Below are 22,519 nucleotides of genomic sequence, written 5' to 3' on the forward strand. Positions count from 1 at the left end.
GCACGACCGGGGAACGGAGGACCACCGTCTTCCGTTCTTTCATGACACAGACAAGATCAACGACATGCTGCGAACTGCGCCGCTCTTACAGAGCAAGGCGGAGATCGCAGCTTTTTTTGATGGCAGCGACGATCCGCGCGAACGCGCGTTGTATGTCAGGAGCCTGTTCCCGCCGGGACGAACAGAGCTGGAGCTGGAGCCGGACAACTGGCTCGGGGTGGAGCCTTACCAGAATGTGCTGCATATGTGGACGGGCCGAGCGGACGACCAGACGGCGCAAGGCTTCTACGATTGGGGCGTGATCGTAGGTCATATCCGCAGCATGCTGTTGCTGAATGAATGGGACCGAACGCAGCAACCGGAGCCGTCCGTTCAACAGCAAACGATGTGGCTGGAGGAAGCCGCGGAGGAACGAGCCGCTTCCTTTGTCTGGCCGCAGGCGGTGATTGATGCAGTCCTGCAAAACGGCAGCGGCGTTGAGAACGGCAAGCTGCGGATTGCCCTTCATTTTCAGCAATCGCTGTCGGCGCAGGACAATATCGAGTTTTTAAAACGGGAATACGGGACAGGCGGTCGCGCTCCCGCGTTGACGGGTACACATATCCACGAGCATCACGACAGCAAGGGCATTGCCTTGGAACGCGGGTTTCGAGCGGCCCAGGAAGACAAACTGGTGCTGCCCTGGACGAAGGTGCAGAAGCGAATCGGCGAGTTGCTGGCCGCGGGGCGTTATCTGAATCGCCTGGAAGCGGAGCAGTTGCCCGCCTATGCCGAGCGGCTGGGGGAGCAACGCAGGCAGCGCGAAGGCGAAATGAGCGACCGGCGGCTTCCGTCGCCGGAATCGCCGCTCGCGCCGCCGCCCGATGCCCCGCCGCGCGACCGGAAAAGCCTGCATCATGCGTATACCGAAGGCAGTTCGGTTTTCATCGGCGCGGATGAATATGAGATCGTGCAACTGGAGGCGCGCAAGGTATGGTTGCAGGATAAGCAGTTCCCGCTGTTCTCCAAGGAATTGAGCCGCAGGGAACTGGAACGCCTGCTGCGCGATAATCCGCTCAACGATCATTTGCTGACGGATGAATCACTGTCCGAAGCGGAAGCGTTTTGGGAAACCGATGAAAAAGATGCACGAACGGATGAATCGGAAGAGCCGAGAGAACCAGCAGAATCAGCAAAACCGGAGCAAACAACGTCGGCGCAAACGGTACATGACGAAGCCCCTGCTTCCGAGAATGCTGCCCGCCTTCACGAACCGGCGAACAATTACCGTATTACGGATTATGCCTTGGGCCACGGGGGCGCTAAAACAAAGTTCCGCCGCAACGTGGAAGCGATTCGTTTGCTCCAACAGTTGGAGCAGGACAACCGCCAAGCGAATGCGGAGGAGCAAGCGGTACTAGCGCATTATGTGGGCTGGGGCGGTATCCCGCAGGCGTTTGATGACGCAAACGCCCAATGGACGAGCGAATATGCCGAGCTGCAAGCGCTGCTGGACCCGGAGGAATATGCGTCTGCCCGTGCTTCTACGCTGAACGCCCACTATACGTCTCCTACCGTTATTCAGGCGATGTATGAATGCCTGGAGCAGATGGGCTTTCGCAACGGCAACATTTTGGAGCCTTCCTGCGGGATTGGTAACTTCTTTGGATTGGTGCCGGAATCGTTTCAGGATTCGCGGCTGTTTGGCGTGGAGCTGGACGGCTTAACCGGGCGCATCGCTAAGCAGCTTTACCCGCAGGCGTCCATTGCGATCAGCGGATACGAGCGGACGAGTCTGCCGGACAGCTTCTTTGACCTTGCCATCGGCAATGTGCCGTTCGGCGGTTTTGGCGTGGCGGACAAAAAATATGACAAACACAAGTTTTTGATTCACGATTACTTTTTCGCCAAAACGCTCGACAAGGTGCGGCCCGGCGGCATTATCGCCTTCATTACTTCTAAGGGCACGATGGACAAGCAAAATCCGACCGTGCGCCGGTACATCGCAGAACGGGCGGCACTTCTCGGCGCGGTTCGTCTGCCAAGCAATGCGTTTCTGGCCAATGCCGGAACGGAAGTGACCGCTGACATTCTCTTTTTGCAAAAGCGGGACCGCATGGTGACCGTCAGTGAGCAAAGCGAGCCGTGGCTGGCGCTGGCCGAGACGGCGGACGGCGTACCGATCAACGCCTACTTTGTCGCCCAACCGGATATGGTGTTGGGTACAATGGCATTCGATGATCGGATGTATGGCAATCGCGAGGAAACCACATGCCGTCCGTACCCTGACGCGCCGCTTGACGAGCTGCTGCGCGAAGCGCTATCCAACATCCACGCCGAATGGGTGGAAACGGAACGCGAGGAACAGCCGGAGGAAGAAGTCGCCTCGCTGCCGGCCGATCCGAACGTGCGCAATTTCAGCTTTGCACTGGTTGAAGGTCGCATCTATTTTCGCGAGAACAGCCGCATGCACCCGGTGGAAACGTCGGCGACGGCAGCGGGACGCATCAAGGGCATGATTCAGCTCCGGGACACTGTTCGCGAGCTGATCGAATACCAGACCGAGGATGGCAGCGAGGAAGCGATCCGCGAGCAGCAGCGCAAATTGAATGTGCAATATGATCGCTTCGCGGCGCAGTACGGGCTGATAAACAGCCGCGCCAACAGTCTTGCCTTTTCGGACGACAGCTCTTATTTTCTGCTCTGTTCGCTGGAAATTCTCGACGATGAAGGGCGCATGCTGCGCAAGGCGGACATGTTCACGAAACGCACCATTCGGCAACGGACGCAGGTTGAGCGAGTAGACACAGCCTCCGAAGCGCTGGCGGTATCCATCGGCGTCAAGGCCAAGGTCGACTTGCCCTATATGAGCGAGTTGACCGGCATTCCCGAGGATAAGCTGGTGCAGGAACTGCGCGGTGTCATATTCCCCAATCCCGAGCAAATGGACGAGAACGGAGAGCCACTCTACGAAACGGCCGACGCGTATTTGTCCGGTCCTGTACGCGACAAGCTGCTTATCGCCAAGCAGCTCGCAAGCTATGATGCCGAGCGGTACGCCGAAAACGTCAAGGCGCTGGAGGCAGTGCAGCCCCCGGATTTGACGGCCTCCGAGATCGATGTCCGGTTGGGAGCGACCTGGCTGCCTCCCGACGTGATTCGCGATTTTATGTTCGAGCTGCTGGATACGCCGCCGATGTTCCGCCCCTCCATTCAAGTGCTCTATTCCGACTATACGGCGGCGTGGAACGTGCGCGGCAAGAGCGACGACCGAAGCAACAACATCAAGGCCAACGTCACCTACGGCACCGACCGGATCAACGGCTACAAAATTCTGGAGGATACGCTCAATCTACGGGATGTGCGCATTTTCGATACCGTGACCGAAAACGGCGTCGAAAAGCGGGTGCTGAACCGGAAGGACACGGCCATCGCCCAGCAAAAGCAGGAGCTGATGAAGGAGGCGTTCGGCGAATGGATTTGGCGAGATCCGCAGCGTCGCGAACGGTTGACGCGCCTGTACAATGACCGGTTCAATGCCATTCGGCCGCGCGAGTACGACGGAAGTCACATCCGCTTTACCGGAATGAACCCGGAAATCCGGCTCCGACAGCATCAGGTGAATGCGGTCGCCCGCACGCTCTATGGCGGCAATGCGCTCTTTGCCCATTGCGTCGGTGCGGGCAAAACGTTCGCGATGACCGCCGCGGCGATGGAGAGCAAGCATTTGGGTTTGTGCAACAAAAGTATGTTCGTTGTCCCGAATCACTTGATTGAGCAGTGGGCCGCCGAGTTTTTGCAGCTTTATCCGTCGGCCAATGTGCTCGTGACGACGAAAAAGGACTTTGAGACGAAAAACCGCAAAATGTTTTGCGCCCGCATCGCCACCGGGGATTATGACGCGATTATTATCGGGCATTCGCAATTCGAGAAGATTCCGATTTCGATGGAGCGCCAACGACAGCAGCTTGAAGAACAGATTTACGAGATTACCAGCGGTATTCGGGAATTGAAGGAAGCCAAGGGCGAGCGCTACGCAATCAAGCAACTGGAGAAGACGAGGAAGACGCTGCAGATCAAGCTGGAAAAGCTGACTGATACGAGCCGCAAGGATGACGTGGTGACGTTCGAGGAACTGGGTGTAGATCGGCTGTTTGTGGACGAAGCCGACTCGTATAAGAATTTGTTTCTTTATACCAAAATGCGCAACGTTGCCGGACTGTCGCAAACCGAAGCTCAGAAGTCGTCGGACATGTTCATGAAGTGTCGGTATTTGGACGAACTAACCGATGGCCGGGGCATCATCTTTGCCACCGGGACGCCGATCTCGAACTCGATCACGGAAATGTATACGATGCAGCGCTATTTGCAGTATGCGAGCTTGCAGAAGCAAGGCTTGCAGCATTTCGACTCCTGGGCTTCGACCTTCGGCGAAACCGTTACGGCCATTGAACTGGCTCCGGCAGGGACGGGGTATCAGGCGAAAACGCGTTTCGCCCGGTTCTACAATTTGCCGGAACTGATGAATATGTTCAAGGAAGTGGCCGACATCCAAACGGCGGATATGCTCCAGCTTCCGGTGCCGCAGGCACATTTTCATAATGTCGCGGTACCGCCAAGCGAGTTTCAACGGGAGATGGTCGCCGATCTTGCCCGCCGCGCGGAGCAGGTTCGAGCTAAGGCTGTCGAGCCGCATGAGGACAATATGCTGCTCATTACCAACGACGGGCGCAAGCTGGCACTTGATCAACGGCTGACCAATCCGCTGCTGCCAGATGACGAGGACAGCAAGATCAGCGCCTGCGCGGATAACATTTATCGGCATTGGCAGGAAGGTAAGGAGCAGCGCCTCACGCAACTGGTTTTCTGCGATTTGTCTACGCCCAAGGCGGACGGCACCTTCAACGTCTATGATGAGATCAAACGCAAATTGATGGAGAAAGGCGTTCCGGAGGCGGAGATCGTCTACATTCACGACGCCAATACGGACGCGCAGAAAAAAGAGCTGTTTGGCAAGGTGCGAGCTGGACAGGTTCGCATCTTGTTGGGATCGACGTTCAAAATGGGGGCCGGTACGAATGTGCAAACGAAGCTGATTGCTATTCATGACCTTGACTGTCCCTGGCGACCGCGCGATTTGGAGCAACGGTTAGGCCGCGTGATTCGTCAGGGCAATCAGAACAGCGAAGCCCATATATATCGCTACGTCACAGAGAATACATTCGATGCCTATCTCTACCAGACGCTTGAAAACAAGCAGCGCTTTATCTCACAAATCATGACGAGCAAGTCGCCGGTTCGCTCCGCCGAAGACATCGACGAGGCGGCTCTTTCCTATGCTGAGGTGAAGGCGCTGGCGACCGGTAACCCGTATATCAAAGAAAAGATGGATTTGGACATTCAGGTTTCCAAGCTCAAGCTGCTCAAAGCCAACCATCTGAGCCAGCGGTATGCGTTGGAGGACCGGCTGCTCAAGCTGTTGCCGCAGCAGATCAAGTCCACGGAGGAACGGATAGCCGGGTACGAGCAGGATGTAGCCTTGTATGGCCGTCAGGACGGCGCGAAGGAAAGCGGCGAGGAAGCTGCCTTTGCCGGGATGACGGTCAAGGAATTTATGTACAAGGAACGTTCATCGGCTGGGGTGGCGCTGCTCGATGCCTGCAAGGGGATGACCTCTCCCGATCCGCAGGAGATCGGCCATTATCAGGGCTTTTCGCTGTGGCTTTCGTTCGACAGCTTCAACAAGGAATACAAGGCGACGCTGCGCGGCGCGTTGGGTCATACAGTATCTTTGGGGGCCGATGCAGCGGGAAACCTGACGAGACTGAACAATGCGCTTGTTGCGCTGCCGGAGAAGCTTGCTTACAGCCAGGACCAGCTTGTCACGCTTCGGAAGCAGATGGAAACGGCGAAAGCGGAAATTGCAACGCCCTTCAAGCAGGAGGATGAGCTGCAAGTTAAGTCGGCGCGGCTTGCCGAACTGAACGCGCTGCTGAATATGGATAAGCGGGAAAACGAGACGATTGATTCCGGCATGGAGGAGGATGAGCCGGAGCAGCCGGAGCGCAGAAGAACGAACGAACCTGAACGCTGAGATTTATCAAAGCCATGATGGACGGCGATGCCGGTATTTTTCCAAGCGATGAGGACTATCAGGCATGGCTGGAGGTTCGCATGACGCCGGACGAAACCGAGCAAATGGAGCAAATGGCGTTCTACTGGCAAGGACGCGCGGACTGTTATGCGTACCTGAAAAAATGGGGCCTTTTAGCCCGTCGAAATGAATAAGCTGAAACTGACAAGTCTGTTGCCGCCCGGTGGCAGGCTTTATTGGTGTGGAATAAAGATGTTGACGGAAGGAGCGAGTCGATGGCCTATGTGAGCAAAGAGCAGATCGAACGTGCGAAGCAATGGGATTTGCTGACGTACCTGCAATATTTCGAACCCTACGAATTGGTGCGCTGTTCGCGAAATGCTTATACGACGCGCACCCACGGCAGCTTAAAAATATCCAACGGAAAATGGTTCTGGTGGTCTCGAGGCTTCGGCGGACGCTCGGCCTTGGATTATTTCATAAAGGTACGGGGAATGACGTTTACCGATGCTGTGCTGCATATCGACGAGCAAACTCCGGTGTCTTCTCCCGAACGACAAGCCGATTTACAGGCGAGTCCCCCTGCCCGATTCGAACTTCCCGAGCCTTATGAGGATGCCAAGCGCGTCGTGGCCTATTTGCGAAAACGTGGCATTGCCCATGAAATAATTGAAGATTGCGTACGGTCTGGCCGCTTATATGAGAGCCGGAATTATCACAATGCGGTATTTGTTGGTTTTGATGAACAGCACACTCCCCGCTACGCCGCAATTCGCGGAACGACGAGCACTCGATATATGGGGGAAGTGACGGGGAGCGATAAACGCTATTCATTCGCTATTCCTGCCAACGTTAAGAGTACCGAGCTGCATTTGTTTGAAAGCGCAATTGACCTCTTATCGCATTGCACCTTGGAAACAATCGCAGGGAAAGACTGGCGACAGTCGCATAAACTGTCGCTGGCCGGAATTTATAGTCCAAAAGAAGAAAAAGATGAAAGCATTGTACCCTCTGCATTAGCTCACTATTTGCAAAGCTACCCGAAAGTGGAGTGCCTAGTGCTTCATTTGGACAACGACACACCGGGACGTTCCGCCGCAGCGATGATTCAACAACTACTCGGACAAACTTACGAGGTTTTCGACGAACCTCCAATTAGGAAAGACGTTAACGACGACTTAAAGTTTTATCAGAAAAAGCGTGAGGAACCAACCCGATAGCACGGCAGGACAAAGAAAAAATGAGGAGATTGAAAAATCACTTTTGGATGCAGAGGAACAGGCGCGAAACGATCCGACTCGTTTGGATCACCAAACGGCGATAGATAGTGTACGCTGGAAGATTAAAGTGAAAGAGAGTTAATGGTCCTATGGTGTGAGAAGTTGCAAATTACACCAACTTCATTATCGCTATATTTTGATTTTAATGAACTTTGACCCCGTGTCGGTCCCTAGGGATTAGGTCAACACTCGAAAGCTGTCATAGGGGTGTTTATGGGCGTTAAAATCGCTATTTTATTTTGGTTGGAAGTTGGTTATCATGTAAATACGAATTCGATATTAATCGTCCATCTATCCGGAAGATGCACGGTCTTCAGAGGTGTAACTAACAATTTGGAGTTTATTTATTATCTTGCCTTAATTTTATTTTTGACTAAGATTTTCGGGCATGTTTTTACGTTATTGGGACAACCGTCTGTTCTCGGGAAGTTGCTTACAGGTATCCTTGTTGGCCCCGCCGTTCTTGGATGGATTGATAATAACGAATTTATCCACTACTTTTCGGAGATTGGCGTTATTCTGCTTATGTTTATAGCAGGATTGGAAACTGACCTGGACCAATTAAGACGAACTTGGAAGTCTGCTGTTGCAGTCGCGCTTGGTGGTATCATTCTTCCTTTTATTGGCGGTTATTTCGCGGCAGTGGCATTCGGACTTCATCATAATTATGCTCTCTTTATGGGTGTTGTTTTTAGCGCAACATCAGTCAGTATTTCAGTTCAGGTTCTGAAAGATCTTAACAGGTTAAACTCACGCGAAGGTACGACGATCTTGGGAGCTGCCGTAGTTGATGATGTATTGGTTGTCATATTATTGGCGATTATGATGAGTTTTCTGGGTAATGGTAATGACATATCATTAACATTAATCATTAGTAAGAAGCTCATTTTCTTTATTGTCGTGGCATTGGCAGGATGGTTGATTGTTCCACGATTCATGAAATTATTTGGTCGAATTTCTGTTACAGAGCCTGTAGTTACAATGGCATTGGTTGTTTGCTTTACCTTTGCTTATTTTGCGGATTTGATGGGTATGGCTGCAATCATCGGCTCTTTTGCTGCTGGACTTGCTGTTTCACAAACGTCACTAAAACACGCGATAGAAACGAAAATTGAACCCATAGCATATTCCATTTTCGTTCCTGTATTTTTTGTAAGTATAGGACTCAACGTATCGTTCAAAGGAATAGCAAGCCAAATTGGCTTTATTGTAGTGCTTACTATCGCAGCGATTTTCACAAAACTTTTAGGCGGGGCTTTTGGGGCACGATTAACAGGAATGAATACTCGTTCAGCCCTTGCAGTTGGATCGGGTATGATTTCACGCGGAGAGGTCGCCTTAATAATAGCGGCAGCAGGCTTGCAAGCAAAACTGCTCCCTGATGAATATTTTACTTCTGTCGTCATTAGTATCATTTTAACTACAATAATTGCACCGCCATTGCTTAAAGTTTTTTTCAAACGATCTGAAGGGGAAAATGGCTTTCAATAACAGTGGTCTTCCTCAAGCTAGTTGGCTGCTTCGGATAAAGCGGCAAATATGTTGTCTGGTTTGTATTGTGGAAGTATGAAGGCGCGGCGCTGAGCTATCAGCGTCTTTTTTTATGTTTCGCCGGCCCTTCCCCTTTTTCCCGGCAGGTGCCTTGGGGCAACGTGTAACGTTGCAGCAAGCACTGAATTTGGTCTCCCAAATTCGCTTGTTAGGGGCTTCGCCCCTAAGACCCCCTCCCGACGGATCGACGTTTTTTTATCGAATGGTGGATTTATCAAGAATGAGTTTCTATGAAGATGCCTTATTTCTCAGGAGTAACTTCATTTCGGAAAGGAGCCTCTATATGCGGAAACGAAGCCTCCGTATTCAAGTTTGGGTCAATCAGGAAGAAGATCGCAAGCTTCAAAAGCATGCGAAGCAGTCGGGACTGTCACGCGAAGCTTATCTTCGTGCCTTAATCAACGGCTATGTCCCCAAAACGCTACCTTCGATAGACTATTACACCATGCTACGCGAGCTGCATGCCATCGGCAATAACCTGAACCAGCTTGCGGCGAAGGCACATGCGACTGGTCATCTGGACCGCACTTCTTTCCAGCGTGAATCGGATGATTTGCGCCGCGCTGTCCAACAGATACAAGAAGCGGTGACAGCGCCTGAGCCGCGCCAATCTTCCTCTTGAGTTGATGGGGACAGGCAATGGCTGCGACTGCGATATGGGATGTGACCGATCGTTTGAAGCGTGTATTGAACTACGCCGTCAATCCGGATAAAACGCATCAGGGGCGCATGGCAGCGGACGGCTTGCAGCAGACGCTTGCCTATACAGGCTCGAACGCGAAAACAGAGCGACAGCTTTATGTGAGGGGAATCAATTGCGATCCCGGCAGCGCCTATGAGCAAATGCAGCGCACCAAGCAGCGGTTTCAGAAGACGGGCGGCATTGTCGCCTTCCACGGGTATCAGTCCTTTGCTCCGGGGGAAACCACGCCAGAACTGGCGCATGCGATTGGCGTGAAGCTGGCGCAGGCGCTTTGGGGAGAACGGTTTGAAGTGGTCGTCGCCACGCACCTGGATAAAGATCATTTGCACAATCACTTTGTACTCAATTCTGTCTCGTTCGTGGACGGCAAACGCTACTACGACAATAAGGCATCCTACTCGCTGATGCGGCAAACTTCCGACCGGCTGTGCCGGGAACATGCCTTGTCCGTCATCGAGCAGCCGGAGCGCGGAAAAGTGAAGCATTACGGGGAATGGCGGGCCGATAAGGAAAGCAAGCCGACATGGCGCGGCACCATTCGTGAGGATGTGGATGCTGCTGTCGCCGCGGCAAGGACGATGAGCCAATTTTATGCGGCTTTACAAGCAAAGGGCTACGACACTAAAACTCATGTCAAGCACCTGGCTGTTCGTCCGCCAGGCAAAACGAGGTTTGTACGGCTGCGTGGTCTTGGCGAAGCCTACGCAGAGGAAGCGATCAAGCAACGAATTTTGGGCAGCAACTTGTCTGAGAAACAAGCAGCCGTACCGCGTCCACATCGCAAACGCGCCGTGATGGTTCTGGGGACACGCACGGCCATCTATCGGAAGCTTTCCGGTCTTCGAGCGCTGTATCTGCGTTATTTATACGCGATGGGAGTTCTGCCCCGTTACCGTTCGTCCCCGAGGCGAGCGTCTTTTTTGCTGCGTGAAGACCTGCGTCATTTGGCGGTTATTATCGAACAAACGAAACTGCTCTGCCGTTATCACATCTCCAGTCACGTACAATTGGTTAGCTTTGCTGAGGCCCGGCAGGCCGAGATGCAAGAGAAACGGACTGAACGCAAAATCTGTCGCAGACGCTTGCGAAGCTGCCGACAGCCGGAGCAGATCGACGCCTACCGCGAGCAGATTTCCACGTTTTCCCGTCGACTGGCCCAACTGCGAAAGGAGGTGAGGCTTTGCGAGGGCATTTTGGCGCGCTCCAATACGATCAAAGACAAGCTACAACATCGTGATGGAACATTCGGCAAGGAGGTAGAAGCCCATGAGCGGAAACGAGGCGGCCGATCAGGTCGTTAGCATGAGTCTGCGCGGTATTGAAGTGATGGCGAAAATATCCGGCGAAGGCGCTAAGCATCTGGCGGTTTATCTGTACGCGGTGTTGCAGGGCCAAAAACAGACGCGCGGCCGCACGCGGCTTGAGAATTTGCTCCGCAGCGGGAAGGAATTGAAGGTGTTTGCCGTTCGGAATGAGGACTTGCCCACCTTTTGCAAGGAAGCAAAGCGCTATGGTGTCTTGTACTGCGCGTTGCGAGACAAAAAGAACGTGGACGGTCTGTGCGATGTGATGGTGCGCGCCGAGGATGCCTCCAAGATCAACCGAATCGTGGAGCGCTTCCGGCTGGCCACGGTGGATACCGCCAGCATCAAGCAGGAAATTGAACAAGCCCGCCAGGAAAAGCAACCGGACAGCATGGACGCGGAACGAGCGATGGAAACGGTGGAGCATCTTGAGCCGGAAGCGAAGGAGACAGCGGCTCCTGAAGCGGCGATCAGCGAGGATTTTTTGGACGAGCTGCTGGGAAAGCCGGAGCGGCTAGAGGAGGCGGAGCAGGAAAACGAAGTGCTGGAAGTCGAGGGACCCGTACACGAGGAGGAACCGCTGGCCGAAGCGGCGGAGCCGGAGCGGCCCCTGCTGCCCCGCCAAGCCGAGAGCCGGAACCTGGCGGAACCCCTCTCTCCGTCCGCGCCTACCTCCGCGCACAACGGGGCATCCGAAACGATTCTTGATCAACCGAAGGCGAAGGTGTCTGTGCGGCAATTGTTGCGCGAAATTCGGGAGGAGAACCGCGCGGCGGAAAAGCTGCGACAGCAACGGCAGCAAGAACGGGAGCCGGGCTTGCCGAAACGAAAGGATCGGGGCAGGGCAAGCGGGGCCGTCACCGCGCAGGCCGAGCCGCCGAAGCGCAGCAGTCGAAAGCGAGGGAAAACTAAATGAGCGAGTGGGATGATTTGTTCCGTCCGGAGCCGCGTCGGGTGTCAGCCGCTCCGCAAAACCAGCCCTTCGACAAAGAGGCTTGGGTGCAGAAAAAGCAGGAGTTGCGTCAATGGACCTACGACACGATTGATGCGACGACGGAAGCCGTATCGCAAACCGCCGAACGGCTTCAGCAGTATTTGGACGTACAAAGCCGCTTTGGCCGGTACAGTGTTTCCAATGCGCTGCTTATTTTGGCACAGCGGCCGGAAGCCACGCGCATTGCCGATTTTGAGAGCTGGAAGGCGATGGGCTTCCATATTCGCCGCAAAGAAACCGGCTTTTATATTTTGGAGCCGGGAGAGGAATACAAGCGGGAAGATGGAAGCATAGCGGTAAACTATAACCCGAAAAAGATGTTTGACGTTGTCCAGGTAATCGGCGAGAAACCAGAGCGGCCTGCGCAGCCGGACGAACGTACCCGGATCAAGGCGCTCATGCACCGTTCGCCAGTTCCGATTCAGATGGGCGACGCCTTGCCAGCGGATATGCATGCGCTTTATCAGCCGGATGTACGACAAATTGTCATTCGCCGCGGGCTGTCGGCCGGTGAGATTTTCCGCTCGCTTGCGCAGGAATTGGCGCATGCGGAAATGGATACGGGCAAAGCTGACTACAGCCGTTCGGAGCACCACGTCCAGGCGCATAGCGTGGCTTATATACTGAGCAAGCAGTTTGGCGTGGAGACTAGCGAATTCCGATTTAACCGAGCCATCGAAAGGCTCAATGGACTGGAGCCTCAACAGATTCGTTCGGAGTTGGCGGTCATTCGGGACACGGCACACACGATGAACGGCCGGATGTTCCACATGCTGGGTCAAATGCGGCAGCAGCAGCCGAGTCGAAATGATACGGCTCGTTGACGTAACTCGTCAGGCAGACGGCCCTTACCAAGATGCGGGAGGAAGGACGATGAGAGAGGACGAGCGCATTCTTTGTTTGAATCACTATGAGCACGGCATTGTCATCAACGCACTGAACAATCTGCGCAACGGCTTGATCGGGGAACGACGACCGACCGATGCCGTGGACGAACTGCTGCTGAAGGCCATTGACGCCCCCTATCAAAAGACAAAGCGCAGGAGCCAGCATGCGGCGCGCTAAAACCGTGACGAGTCAGCTTGTACTCGTGGCGGTTTTTTTATTGCCGGTGATATGGCTGGCGCTGCAAGCTGCCCCTGCGCTTTCGGACGGTTTGCCGGCCCTGCTGTTGCAGCTCAGCGCGGCGGTGGAGCATCCCTTTCGCATCCGCTGGGTTGCGGCTACACCGCGCAGTCTGCTGCTCTTTACCCTGGCCTATGCCGTCAGTATCGGCGTGTATGTGTCCTCGCTGCGCAACTATCGCAAGCGCGAGGAGTATGGCAGCGCCCGATGGGGCAAAGCGAGGCAGATCAATGCCAAATATCGCAGTAAACAGCCAGAGCAAAACAAAATCCTGACACAACACGTTCGAATTGGCCTCGATGGCCGCAAGCACCGCCGAAACCTGAACGTGCTGGTGGTCGGGGGCTCGGGGGCCGGCAAAACGCGCTTTTATGCCAAGCCGAATGTCATGCAAAGCCATACATCCTTGGTCGTTCTCGATCCGAAGGGTGAGATATTGCGTGATACCGGCAGCTTGCTCCGTTCGGAGGGGTACACCATCAAGGTGCTGGATCTCATCAATCCGCAGCTTTCGCACGGATACAATGCGTTTTCCTATCTGAAGGACGATAAAGACGTGCTCAAGCTGGTAACCAATCTCATTCGCAATACGACGCCAAAGGGCAGCAATACGAACGATCCATTTTGGGAACGCTCCGAAACGGCGCTGCTGGAGGCGCTTGTGCTTTACCTACTCTATGAAGCACCGCCGGAGGAGCAAAATTTCCCGATGGTAATGGAAATGATTGCGGCCGCGGAGGTTCGTGAAGAAGACGAAACGTATCAAAGTCCGCTGGATGAATTGTTCGAGCGGCTATCCATGCGCGACCCCGAGCATCTTGCCGTCAAGCAATACCATATTTTCAAGCTCGCGGCGGGCAAAACAGCAAAGTCCATCCTGATTGGCCTTGGCGTAAGGCTGGAAAAGTTCAATCTGCCCACCATTGCCAGCATGAGTGTGGTGGATGAACTGGATTTGTCCGTCATGGGCACGGAAAAGACGGCGCTATTTGCCGTCATTCCCGACAACGACAGCAGCTTCAATTTTATCGTCGGTATGCTGTACACGCAGTTGTTCCAGTGTCTGATGTATGAAGCGGATTATCGGCATGGGGGGCGCTTGCCCGTTCATGTCCATTTTGTGATGGACGAGTTTGCGAACGTCGCGTTGCCAACCGAGTTTGACAAGCTGCTCTCGACGATGCGCAGCCGCGAAATATCCGTTTCCATCATCCTGCAAAACCTGGCGCAGCTCAAGGCGCTGTACAAAGATGAATGGGAATCGATTGTCGGCAACTGCGACCTGTTCCTGTATCTCGGCGGCAATGAGCAATCCACCCACAAGTATGTGTCGGAGCTGCTTGGCAAGGAGACGCTCGATACGAACACGTATGGTCTCAGCAAAGGGCGCAGCGGCAGCTATTCCATTAACTATCAGCAGACTGGTCGGGAGCTGCTGACGCCGGACGAGGTACGGTTGCTGGACAACCGCTATGCCATTTTGTTTATTCGCGGCGAGCTGCCGGTGCTGGACGGGAAGTACGATGTGGTGGGCCATCCCCATGTGGCGCTGACGACGGATGGAGCCGGTGAGGCCTACCGTCACGGCGGCACAGAGCATGCGCTGGATTGGCGGTCCGTGATGCTGCACGAGGAAGGTGATTATGAGCTGTTGTCCGAGCATGAGCTGGAGGAGAAATTCCTATAAGGAGATGATGGGCATTGAAGCGTAAACCGCAATGGTTGTTGATCTTCGGCATGTTGCTCATGCTGGGTGTGGCAGGAGCCACGACGGCTTATGCCGAAGGCGATCCGATGGAAACGGTCAATAATTTCTCTAATTTCATTTTTGGTCTGATCCGGGCGGTCGGCATGATTATTTTGGGCTTCGGCATCGTCCAGATCGGCTTGTCGCTCAAATCCCACGATCCGTCCCAACGGGCCAACGGATTTTTAACCTTGGCTGGCGGCGTCATTATTACGTTTACGAAGGAAATCCTGGCCTTGATTGCCGGTTGAGGCTGATTACCGGAGGGGAGCGCATCTCCCCTCCGTTTCAAAGGGTGAAGCCATGTCGAAGAACAGTTGGATCGAGGACAATCTGGAAAATGCGCTGAACACCTGGAACGAGAAGATGAATGAGATTTGGCAGCTTGTCACGCAGTCGCCCGAAGCGTTTAAGGGCGGCACCATCTGGCGTGTGGTCACAGATATTCACGGCGCCCTGCAGGCAACGGGTCTGGCCCTGCTGGTGCTATTTTTCGTGGTCGGCGTGATGAAAACGGCGGGGAATTTTGCCGAGCTGAAACGACCGGAGCTGGCGGTTAAGCTGTTTATCCGCTTCATCCTCGCCAAAGCGATTGTGACCTACGGCTTGGAATTGATGATAGGGTTGTTCAAGATCACGCAAGGCATTATTTCTACGATTATGGGGCACTCGGGCTTCGGAGCGATGGAGTCGATTTCCTTGCCAGGGACGATAGCCCAGGCGATTGAGGATGTCGGGTTTTGGGAGAGCATCCCGCTCTGGATTGTGACGCTGCTCGGCAGTCTGTTTATTACCGTTCTGTCCTTCATTATGATTCTTTCAGTCTATGGGCGTTTCTTCCGAATCTATCTGTATACGGCCATCGCGCCTGTTCCCTTGTCGTCCTTCGCCGGAGAGCCAAGCCAACGGATTGGCACCTCCTTCCTGAAAGGGTATGCAGCCGCCTGCATGGAAGGAGCCATTATCATCCTCGCTTGCATCATTTACGCGGCCTTCGCCGAAGCGCCACCCGCAGTTGCGGAGGGCACCGGAGCCGTGACGATGATTTGGACTTACATTGGCGAACTGATTTTTAACATGCTCGTACTGGTGGGAACCGTCAAAATGGCAGATCGCGTGGTACGAGAAATGATGGGGTTGTAGGTTTTTCGTTTGAAAATTGTTGGCTCCCCCCTCATCTGACTATATGCTACTTGTTCATTTCATTATTACATTTGCAGGTTTGACATATAGAGAAATCGCAAGTACCATTTATGTATATTTTTGTTGCTGATTTATGTCGGCTCTCCGAGAGGAGGTCAAATCCATGAACAAGCTGGAACGAGAGCTGGAAAATGAACTAGAATCGCAACGAAAGAGGTTGAACGAGCTGGGGCGGCAACTGGCGCTGCAATCGATTCCGCTAGCTGATCACCGGGAAATGCAGGCACTCAGTCAGAAGGTCGATGAACTGGTGGTTCGTTGTCAACGGATGAAGCAGCGACGGAAAAGGCTGGAACGGTAAGCCTGGTCGTGAGGGGGAGCATGTATGGAATTTCCGCCGTGGTTTCGGCAAGTGATTCAACAGAGAGTGGATAAAGCGGCCGCGCAGGCGGAGCATCATTCCGATTTAAAGCAAATCAAGATGGAGGAGGAGCGGGCTTTCCGGACGCTGTTTGCCGGAATCGACACCGAGCGGATGGCCGAATTTTCGGAGTGGGAGGATCGGCACGGCTTAAAGCAAGCCCTCATCAATGAGAAGATTTATTTGAGCGGTATGCAGGAGGGTATCCAGCTTGCCGTAGCGCTGCTCTACCCGTCGCTCTGGCGGGATGGGAAGGAACCGCCGGGTGTATGATTTCGGCCAGCCGCAGCCCCTCCTCCGGGAGGGATGACCATGGAAGTGAAAATTAACCGGGAGATCCGGGCTTATACGGAAAGCTTGTTCTTCGGACTGTCCTTGCGGCAGTTCTTTTTTTCTGTCCTAGCGGTAGGAGCGGCGATTGGTCTGTACTTTGGACTGCGCAGCCATCTTGGCGTCGAAACGGTAAGCTGGCTGTGTGTCCTGGGGGCCGCCCCTTGCGCCGCGCTGGGCTTCATCCAGCACCACGGGATGACCGCCGAGCAATGGCTTTGGGCGTATATCAAATCGGAGTTTCTGATGCCGAGGCGGCTTGTCTTTCATTCCACGAACAGCTACTATGAAGCGCTGCGGGGGAAGCTGCGGCAGCGCGGCTTGGAGGAGACTCGATGATCAAAACGCTAAAGCGCATCATCAGCCAGGACAAGGAACGGTTTGTCGTTCCGAAAGGCGTTCAACAAACGATCCCGATTCGGGCCATTTGGCCAGACGGGATTTTTTTGGTTGGCACGAAATTTTCCAAGTCGTTTCGCTTTGAAGATATTAATTATGCCGTCGCTTCCCGTGAAGACAAGGAAGCGATGTTCCTCGCGTACGGCGAGCTGCTCAATTCGTTGGACAGCGGAGCGACCACGAAAATCACAATCAATAATCGCCGCTTGAATCGGGCGGATTTGGCCGACTCGATTCTCATTCCGTTGCGGGACGATGGGCTGGACCCCTACCGGGAAGAGTACAATCGCATGCTGCTTGATAAAGCGACAGGCTCCAACGATACGTATCAGGAAAAATACATCACCGTGTCTGTAGCGAAAAAGAGCATTGAAGAGGCGCGCCAGTACTTTGCCCGTATCGGCGCCGATTTGGCGGGGCATTTTTCACGGCTCGGATCGAAGTGCCTGGAGCTGAATGCGACGGATCGTTTGCGCAGGCTCCATGATTTTTACCGTGTTGGCGAGGAAGCCGGTTTCCATTTCGATTTGTCAGAGACGATGCGCAAGGGGCATGATTTCAAGGACTATATCTGTCCGGATACGCTGGAGTTTGCGCGGGATCATTTTCGGATGGGCGACCATTATGGCCGGGTTATTTTTTTGCGGGAGTACGCCAGCTACATCAAGGACAGCATGGTTGCCGAGCTTTGCGACCTGAACCGGAATCTGCTGCTGTCTCTCGATGTGATTCCAATCCCGACGGACGAAGCGGTGCGCGAGGTGGAGAACCGGTTGCTCGGCGTGGAAACCAACATCACTAACTGGCAACGGAGGCAGAACAAGAACAACAATTATTCAGCAGTTATCCCTTATAACATGGAGCAGCAGCGCAAGGAAAGCAAGGAATTTCTGGACGATTTGACCACGCGCGATCAGCGGATGATGTTCGGACTGCTCACGATGGTGCATGTGGCGGACAGCAAGGAGCAACTTGACCAGGACACCGAAGCGCTGCTTACCACGGCCCGCAAGCATCTGTGCCAGCTTGCGCCGCTCACGTTTCAACAAATGGATGGTCTGAATACGGTGCTTCCCTATGGGGTACGCAAGGTACACGCCCTTCGCACGCTGACGACCGAAAGCACGGCGGTCTTTATCCCGTTCCGCACGCAGGAGGTCATGCATCCGGGCGGGATATATCAAGGGCAGAATGTCATCAGCAAAAATGTGATTTTCGCCAATCGCAAGCAGCTTCTGAACGGCAACAGTTTTATTCTAGGAGTTCCTGGTGCCGGCAAAAGCTTTACGGCGAAACGTGAAATCGTCAATCAGGTGCTGGCGAGCGACGATGACGTGATCCTGATCGACCCGGAGCGGGAGTATTCGGCTTTGGTGAAGGCGCTCGGCGGCGAAACGATCCACATCTCGGCCACCTCATCGAATCATATCAATGCGATGGATATGAATCGGCAGTATGGAGATGGGGCGAATCCGATCATCCTGAAATCCGAGTTTGTGTTGTCCTTGTGTGAGCAGTTAATGGGCGGGTTTCAGCTTGGGGCCAAGGAGAAATCGCTGATCGACCGATGCACCGCCAGCGTCTATCGCAGCTTTTTGCAGAGCAACTATCGGGGCGAGCCGCCGACGCTGCAGGACTTTCATGCGGAGTTGCTGAAGCAGGCGGAGCCGGAGGCGCAGGAGATTGCGCTGGCCATTGAATTGTTTACCTCCGGCAGTCTGAATACCTTTGCCAAACCCACCAATGTGAACGTGCATAACCGGCTGATCTGCTACGATATTCTGGACTTGGGCAAGCAACTGCTTCCGATTGGCATGTTGGTCGTGCTGGACAACATTCTGAACCGGATTACGCAGAACCGGGTGAAGGGCAAGAGCACCTTTATCTTCATTGATGAAATCTATTTATTGTTCCAGCACGAATACAGCGCCAACTTTCTGTACGCACTGTGGAAGCGCGTTCGAAAGTATGGCGCTTTTTGCACGGGCATTACGCAAAACGTGGACGATTTGCTGCAAAGCCATACCGCAAGGACGATGCTGGCCAACAGCGAATTTATTGTGATGCTCAACCAGTCCAGCACAGATCGCAAGGAGCTGGCGGAGTTACTGAACATTTCGGATTTGCAGCTCTCCTATATCACCAATGTGGACGCCGGGAACGGTCTTATGAAGATTGGAAGCTCGCTGGTTCCCTTCTCCGATCAGTTCCCGCGGGATACGATGCTGTACAAGCTGATGACGACGAAGCCGGGCGAATAAAATAAAAGCAAGGGAGCGGCAGGAATCCAGGCCGCTCCCCGTCTATACCGTCCCTAGCTGCTTTCTTCCTCGGTCAGCAGCGCTTTCAGGATACGATGGGCTTGCCGCTGCTTGGCCTCGTCCTGCTGCAAGAGCAGCAGCACACTTTCCCATATCCAGCGATTCTCCTGCAAGCTGCCCGCCTGATCGCCAAATAAATCATGAACCGACATATGTAAACCGGAAGCTATCTTTTCAATCGTTTGCAATTTGACATTGATTTCGCCGCGTTCGATTTGAGCCAGATAACTGCCAGCCATGCCAATCAGCTCGCCCAGCTTGTCCTGCGTCAGATTTTGAGCCATCCGATGCAGGCGTATCTTGGCTCCAACGGTCTGTGCAAAAGTAACCATAGCGACACCACAACCTCTCTATTCTAAAGTGTAGAGCACAGGTCGAGAGGGGTGGAGAGTCTTAAAACTATAGTTGTGCGATATATTTGTAGCTTGGGTGTACATGGGGTATAATCTTCCATGAGTTGAACGACGATCCATTATTATCCGTATTAGGCCGCAAGGAGGGGAGTCATTGCTTTTGACTTTTTTGGACATGTCGCTTGCGTGTCGGCTGATTTTTTCTGCTTTAGGGGTGTCTGCTCTTTTGCTATCCATGTACGCCGAGAGTCGGCATCGCAGAAACAACAAATCGTAGCCCGGTTGATCAACACAAAATGGGAGGAACAGTGGCATTTTGCCATGTTCCTCCCGTTTTTATATGGAGGAGATTGTTTTCAAGTCCATTAGCCAAATAGTGTTTGACGGGCAGTACTTCGAATTTTTTTCCGCAAGCGATAGATTCGGGTTGTGACCGCCGTTTCCGATACATTGTACTTCTGGCTGAGCGCGCGCACCGAGAGGTGGCGTTTGAAATAGTCGACATAAAATTCGCTTTCCGCAGGGCTTAACTGCTGCAGGACGTGATGAGCCATCGCCTTGAAATCCAGCGTTGAAAGCAGAACCTCGTATAACTCCTGACTGCATGCTGCCAAGCGATTCGCCAAATGATCGCTCAAGGCAACCTCGTGCTTTTGCTCTCGATAGAGCTTGCGGTACATGACATTCACCTGATTTCGGGAGGTGACATAAAGCCATCCCGCAACATTGGGATGATTTCGCAGCTTGGACAGGTTCGCTTGAACCTGCAAAAACGTATTTTGTACGCACTCCTCCACTAATGTGATCGGAAGCCCTTTCATTAGCTTTTTACAATAATGAAAGATGCGTTGAAAATACACGTGAAAAATCTCCTCAAAAAAGGCTTCGTTGCTAATTCCGACCCTCATGGCGAACGCACCCTCCTTTATTACTGGTACGACCAACAGCCTATGGCGCTGGACAGAACGACCAGGAACGAATGAAAGGTTTATCTTCAACATTCCCCCTCCACTTTGTGAGTCTATTGAACGAATGACAGATAGCCATAAAAGACTAACTGTGTTCAATATTTTACCATTCTTCGCCCTTCTCCGAACTAGACCCAAAGATGGAATTTGTTGAAAGTTAGTGGGACTTATTTCACATTTCAACAAGTGAATTTGCACAAGAACTTCCTTCTCCCATTCGAACTCTACGACAATTTTTGTTATTCATGTGATCTTGCAGTTCTGGAGCATCAACTCTAGTAGGGGGACTTTTGAACCTGTTTTTTTCTCAATCCGAACCTTGATCTAGTTCTTAAAGGGTGGTTATTTGACGGACACTTATGCAAAATTTCGCTAGTACATCATACTCATCTCGGTCAGCACTTGGACAGCTCGGGACCTGCTAACACAGCGGTGTTGCCTGGTGGCAGGAGTTGATCCGGTATGCGGTGTTATCGAATAGGCTGTACGATTATTTTTATTTCGTGTCTGGTTCCTGCGGCTAGACTGAACCCTGATGGAATTTTTCGTCGAAAACAATTGGAGACTTTGCCGAAATATTGCGCTCTCAATTTACGGGGCGTTCTATGGCAAGGTCTTTTTTGCATTTGTGCAAAAGTGAAGGACCTATTGATGGGCAGTACAGGCTGCCGCTCCCCTCCTTCCGTTTTGGTTGCTCCAAAAGCCAAAACGGAAGGAGAAGCCCCGATGAAAATAAAAATCAATTTGCGAGAAATCTACCCCTACTACAAAAACGATATTTGGGTTGAGGTAGAGGAGGAACTGGCAATTGAGATGAGACAATTCGAGTTATATGAAAGCGCATACATTTTGAGAAGATATCGGAATCGGGCGTATTTCTCTTTGGATCGGGAGGACGGAATTGAACAGGAAGCCCAGGACAGCTCAATTTCGCCCGAAGAGTTGGTCATGCAAAAGGCAGCCAACGAAGAATTGTACGCGGCGCTTTGTAAATTGCCGGACAAATGGGGGCGGCGTATTTATGCGCATTATGTGCTGGGTCTGAGCAAGGTAGCAATAGCACGAGCGGAAAAGATGGATGAGAGCACGGTGCGAAAGTCCATAGAGCGGGGGCTGAAGCAATTGGCCCGATTGTTGAAGACCGAGCAAGAATCGTAGGATTAAGAACAAGCAGGTAACAATGCGCGGCTACTGTTGGCCGCGCATGTTGTTATCGGCAACGGTACAGCATTTGTGCCCGCGAGGTTATTTGGCAGCCGAAATTTCAAAAATGTTTTATCGATTGCTGCCCGATTTGAACTCCAAAATGAAACGGTTAGTAGAAGGTCGCTATTTTTTTTGACTTTTCTGCTTCCTAATTCATTTTGAGAGGAGAAATCGTATGCTGCCAGTCTTGTTCCGGGATACCGCACACGAATCCTTTTACTATCGCATGTTGGATGAACGTCAATGTACGGATAGTTATCATCGATCATTATTTTATACGTTAGGCATTTCGAAAGACACCCGCGCACATATTCGAGATATTTTCGATTTTTCCAATGGAGGCATCAGGCCGGAAAGCTTGTCAGCCTCGTGGCAAACGGGAAGCTCGATCCGAACGTGCCGACTCGCATTCAATCTCTGGAATGGCTGGAGCCAAGACGGCGAGGAACGTTATTCCACTCCGCACGAGTTGTTCGATTGTGGCTTTGCCCCCTACTTCTTTGAAGCGATTCGTCTCCGCTATCCCGATTATTGCCGCAATCAAGTCACTTCCTTTAAGCCCAAGGCGGAACGCAGCCGGTAAGGCAAGGAGGAGAATGCT

Annotated in this window: 20 protein-coding genes; 18 read left to right on the forward strand and 2 right to left on the reverse strand. The window is 53.0% G+C overall.

Going from position 1 to position 22,519, the window contains the following annotated elements; translation table 11 throughout:
* Positions 1-64 precede the first annotated feature (64 nt).
* The 16 genes from FE784_RS15905 (at position 65) to FE784_RS15980 (ending at position 19,331) form a co-directional block, all read left to right on the forward strand.
* A complete protein-coding gene (locus FE784_RS15905; RefSeq protein WP_246132046.1) occupies positions 65-6,073 on the forward strand; it encodes a DEAD/DEAH box helicase family protein in 6,009 nt (2,002 codons plus the stop codon).
* 14 nt (positions 6,074-6,087) lie between these two features.
* Positions 6,088-6,267, forward strand: a complete 180-nt coding sequence (locus tag FE784_RS15910) for a hypothetical protein (RefSeq protein ID WP_139603207.1) — start codon at positions 6,088-6,090, stop codon at positions 6,265-6,267.
* 81 nt (positions 6,268-6,348) lie between these two features.
* Positions 6,349-7,293 carry a DUF3991 and TOPRIM domain-containing protein gene (locus tag FE784_RS15915; protein ID WP_139603209.1) on the forward strand — a complete coding sequence of 315 codons (945 nt, stop codon included), beginning with the start codon at positions 6,349-6,351 and terminating at the stop codon, positions 7,291-7,293.
* A 393-nt stretch (positions 7,294-7,686) separates the two neighbouring features.
* On the forward strand, positions 7,687-8,844 hold the full coding sequence (locus FE784_RS15920; RefSeq protein ID WP_139603254.1) for a cation:proton antiporter: 1,158 nt from the start codon (positions 7,687-7,689) through the stop codon (positions 8,842-8,844).
* Positions 8,845-9,187: 343 nt separating this feature from the next.
* The gene (locus FE784_RS15925) at positions 9,188-9,526 is read left to right on the forward strand and encodes a plasmid mobilization protein (protein ID WP_139603210.1); all 339 of its coding nucleotides are present in this window, start codon (positions 9,188-9,190) and stop codon (positions 9,524-9,526) included.
* Positions 9,527-9,543: 17 nt separating this feature from the next.
* Positions 9,544-10,908 (forward strand): relaxase/mobilization nuclease domain-containing protein, encoded by a 1,365-nt coding sequence (locus tag FE784_RS15930; RefSeq protein ID WP_139603211.1) that lies wholly within the window; start codon positions 9,544-9,546, stop codon positions 10,906-10,908.
* A complete protein-coding gene (locus FE784_RS15935; RefSeq protein ID WP_246132047.1) occupies positions 10,874-11,827 on the forward strand; it encodes a PcfB family protein in 954 nt (317 codons plus the stop codon). Before FE784_RS15930 ends, FE784_RS15935 begins: the two co-directional genes overlap by 35 nt.
* The gene (locus tag FE784_RS15940) at positions 11,824-12,729 is read left to right on the forward strand and encodes a hypothetical protein (RefSeq protein ID WP_139603212.1); all 906 of its coding nucleotides are present in this window, start codon (positions 11,824-11,826) and stop codon (positions 12,727-12,729) included. The genes FE784_RS15935 and FE784_RS15940 overlap by 4 nt, the downstream gene beginning before the upstream one ends.
* A 49-nt stretch (positions 12,730-12,778) precedes the next feature.
* Positions 12,779-12,970 carry a hypothetical protein gene (locus FE784_RS15945; protein WP_139603213.1) on the forward strand — a complete coding sequence of 64 codons (192 nt, stop codon included), beginning with the start codon at positions 12,779-12,781 and terminating at the stop codon, positions 12,968-12,970.
* Positions 12,957-14,717, forward strand: a complete 1,761-nt coding sequence (locus FE784_RS15950; RefSeq protein ID WP_139603214.1) for a VirD4-like conjugal transfer protein, CD1115 family — start codon at positions 12,957-12,959, stop codon at positions 14,715-14,717. The genes FE784_RS15945 and FE784_RS15950 overlap by 14 nt, the downstream gene beginning before the upstream one ends.
* Before the next feature lie 14 nt (positions 14,718-14,731).
* A complete protein-coding gene (locus FE784_RS15955) occupies positions 14,732-15,028 on the forward strand; it encodes a glutamyl-tRNA amidotransferase (protein ID WP_425465548.1) in 297 nt (98 codons plus the stop codon).
* Between the two features lie 52 nt (positions 15,029-15,080).
* Complete coding sequence (locus FE784_RS15960) at positions 15,081-15,920, forward strand: VirB6/TrbL-like conjugal transfer protein, CD1112 family (RefSeq protein WP_139603215.1); 840 nt, start codon at positions 15,081-15,083, stop codon at positions 15,918-15,920.
* A 163-nt stretch (positions 15,921-16,083) separates the two neighbouring features.
* Positions 16,084-16,281, forward strand: coding sequence for an aspartyl-phosphate phosphatase Spo0E family protein (locus tag FE784_RS15965; protein WP_139603216.1), 198 nt, complete (start codon positions 16,084-16,086; stop codon positions 16,279-16,281).
* Between the two features lie 24 nt (positions 16,282-16,305).
* Positions 16,306-16,614 (forward strand): hypothetical protein, encoded by a 309-nt coding sequence (locus FE784_RS15970; RefSeq protein WP_139603217.1) that lies wholly within the window; start codon positions 16,306-16,308, stop codon positions 16,612-16,614.
* Between the two features lie 39 nt (positions 16,615-16,653).
* Positions 16,654-17,010: a PrgI family protein gene (locus FE784_RS15975; protein WP_139603218.1), complete on the forward strand. Its 357-nt coding sequence runs from the start codon at positions 16,654-16,656 to the stop codon at positions 17,008-17,010.
* Positions 17,007-19,331 (forward strand): VirB4-like conjugal transfer ATPase, CD1110 family, encoded by a 2,325-nt coding sequence (locus FE784_RS15980; RefSeq protein ID WP_139603219.1) that lies wholly within the window; start codon positions 17,007-17,009, stop codon positions 19,329-19,331. Before FE784_RS15975 ends, FE784_RS15980 begins: the two co-directional genes overlap by 4 nt.
* 53 nt (positions 19,332-19,384) lie before the next feature.
* Here the strand turns inward: FE784_RS15980 and FE784_RS15985 are convergent, their stop codons facing one another.
* Both FE784_RS15985 and FE784_RS15990 read right to left on the reverse strand, forming a co-directional pair.
* Positions 19,385-19,723 carry a helix-turn-helix domain-containing protein gene (locus FE784_RS15985; RefSeq protein WP_139603220.1) on the reverse strand — a complete coding sequence of 113 codons (339 nt, stop codon included), beginning with the start codon at positions 19,721-19,723 and terminating at the stop codon, positions 19,385-19,387.
* 386 nt (positions 19,724-20,109) lie between these two features.
* Positions 20,110-20,652: an RNA polymerase sigma factor gene (locus FE784_RS15990; protein ID WP_176706265.1), complete on the reverse strand. Its 543-nt coding sequence runs from the start codon at positions 20,650-20,652 to the stop codon at positions 20,110-20,112.
* A gap of 786 nt (positions 20,653-21,438) precedes the next feature.
* On the opposite strand from FE784_RS15990, the gene FE784_RS15995 reads away from it, so the two are divergent.
* Positions 21,439-21,870, forward strand: a complete 432-nt coding sequence (locus FE784_RS15995) for an RNA polymerase sigma factor (protein ID WP_139603222.1) — start codon at positions 21,439-21,441, stop codon at positions 21,868-21,870.
* A 223-nt stretch (positions 21,871-22,093) separates the two neighbouring features.
* The gene (locus FE784_RS42635; protein WP_139603223.1) at positions 22,094-22,501 is read left to right on the forward strand and encodes a DUF6075 family protein; all 408 of its coding nucleotides are present in this window, start codon (positions 22,094-22,096) and stop codon (positions 22,499-22,501) included.
* The last annotated feature ends 18 nt before the right edge of the window (positions 22,502-22,519 follow it).

The sequence above is a fragment of the Paenibacillus hemerocallicola genome, from assembly GCF_006265175.1.
GTDB lineage: Bacteria > Bacillota > Bacilli > Paenibacillales > NBRC-103111 > Paenibacillus_AB > Paenibacillus_AB hemerocallicola.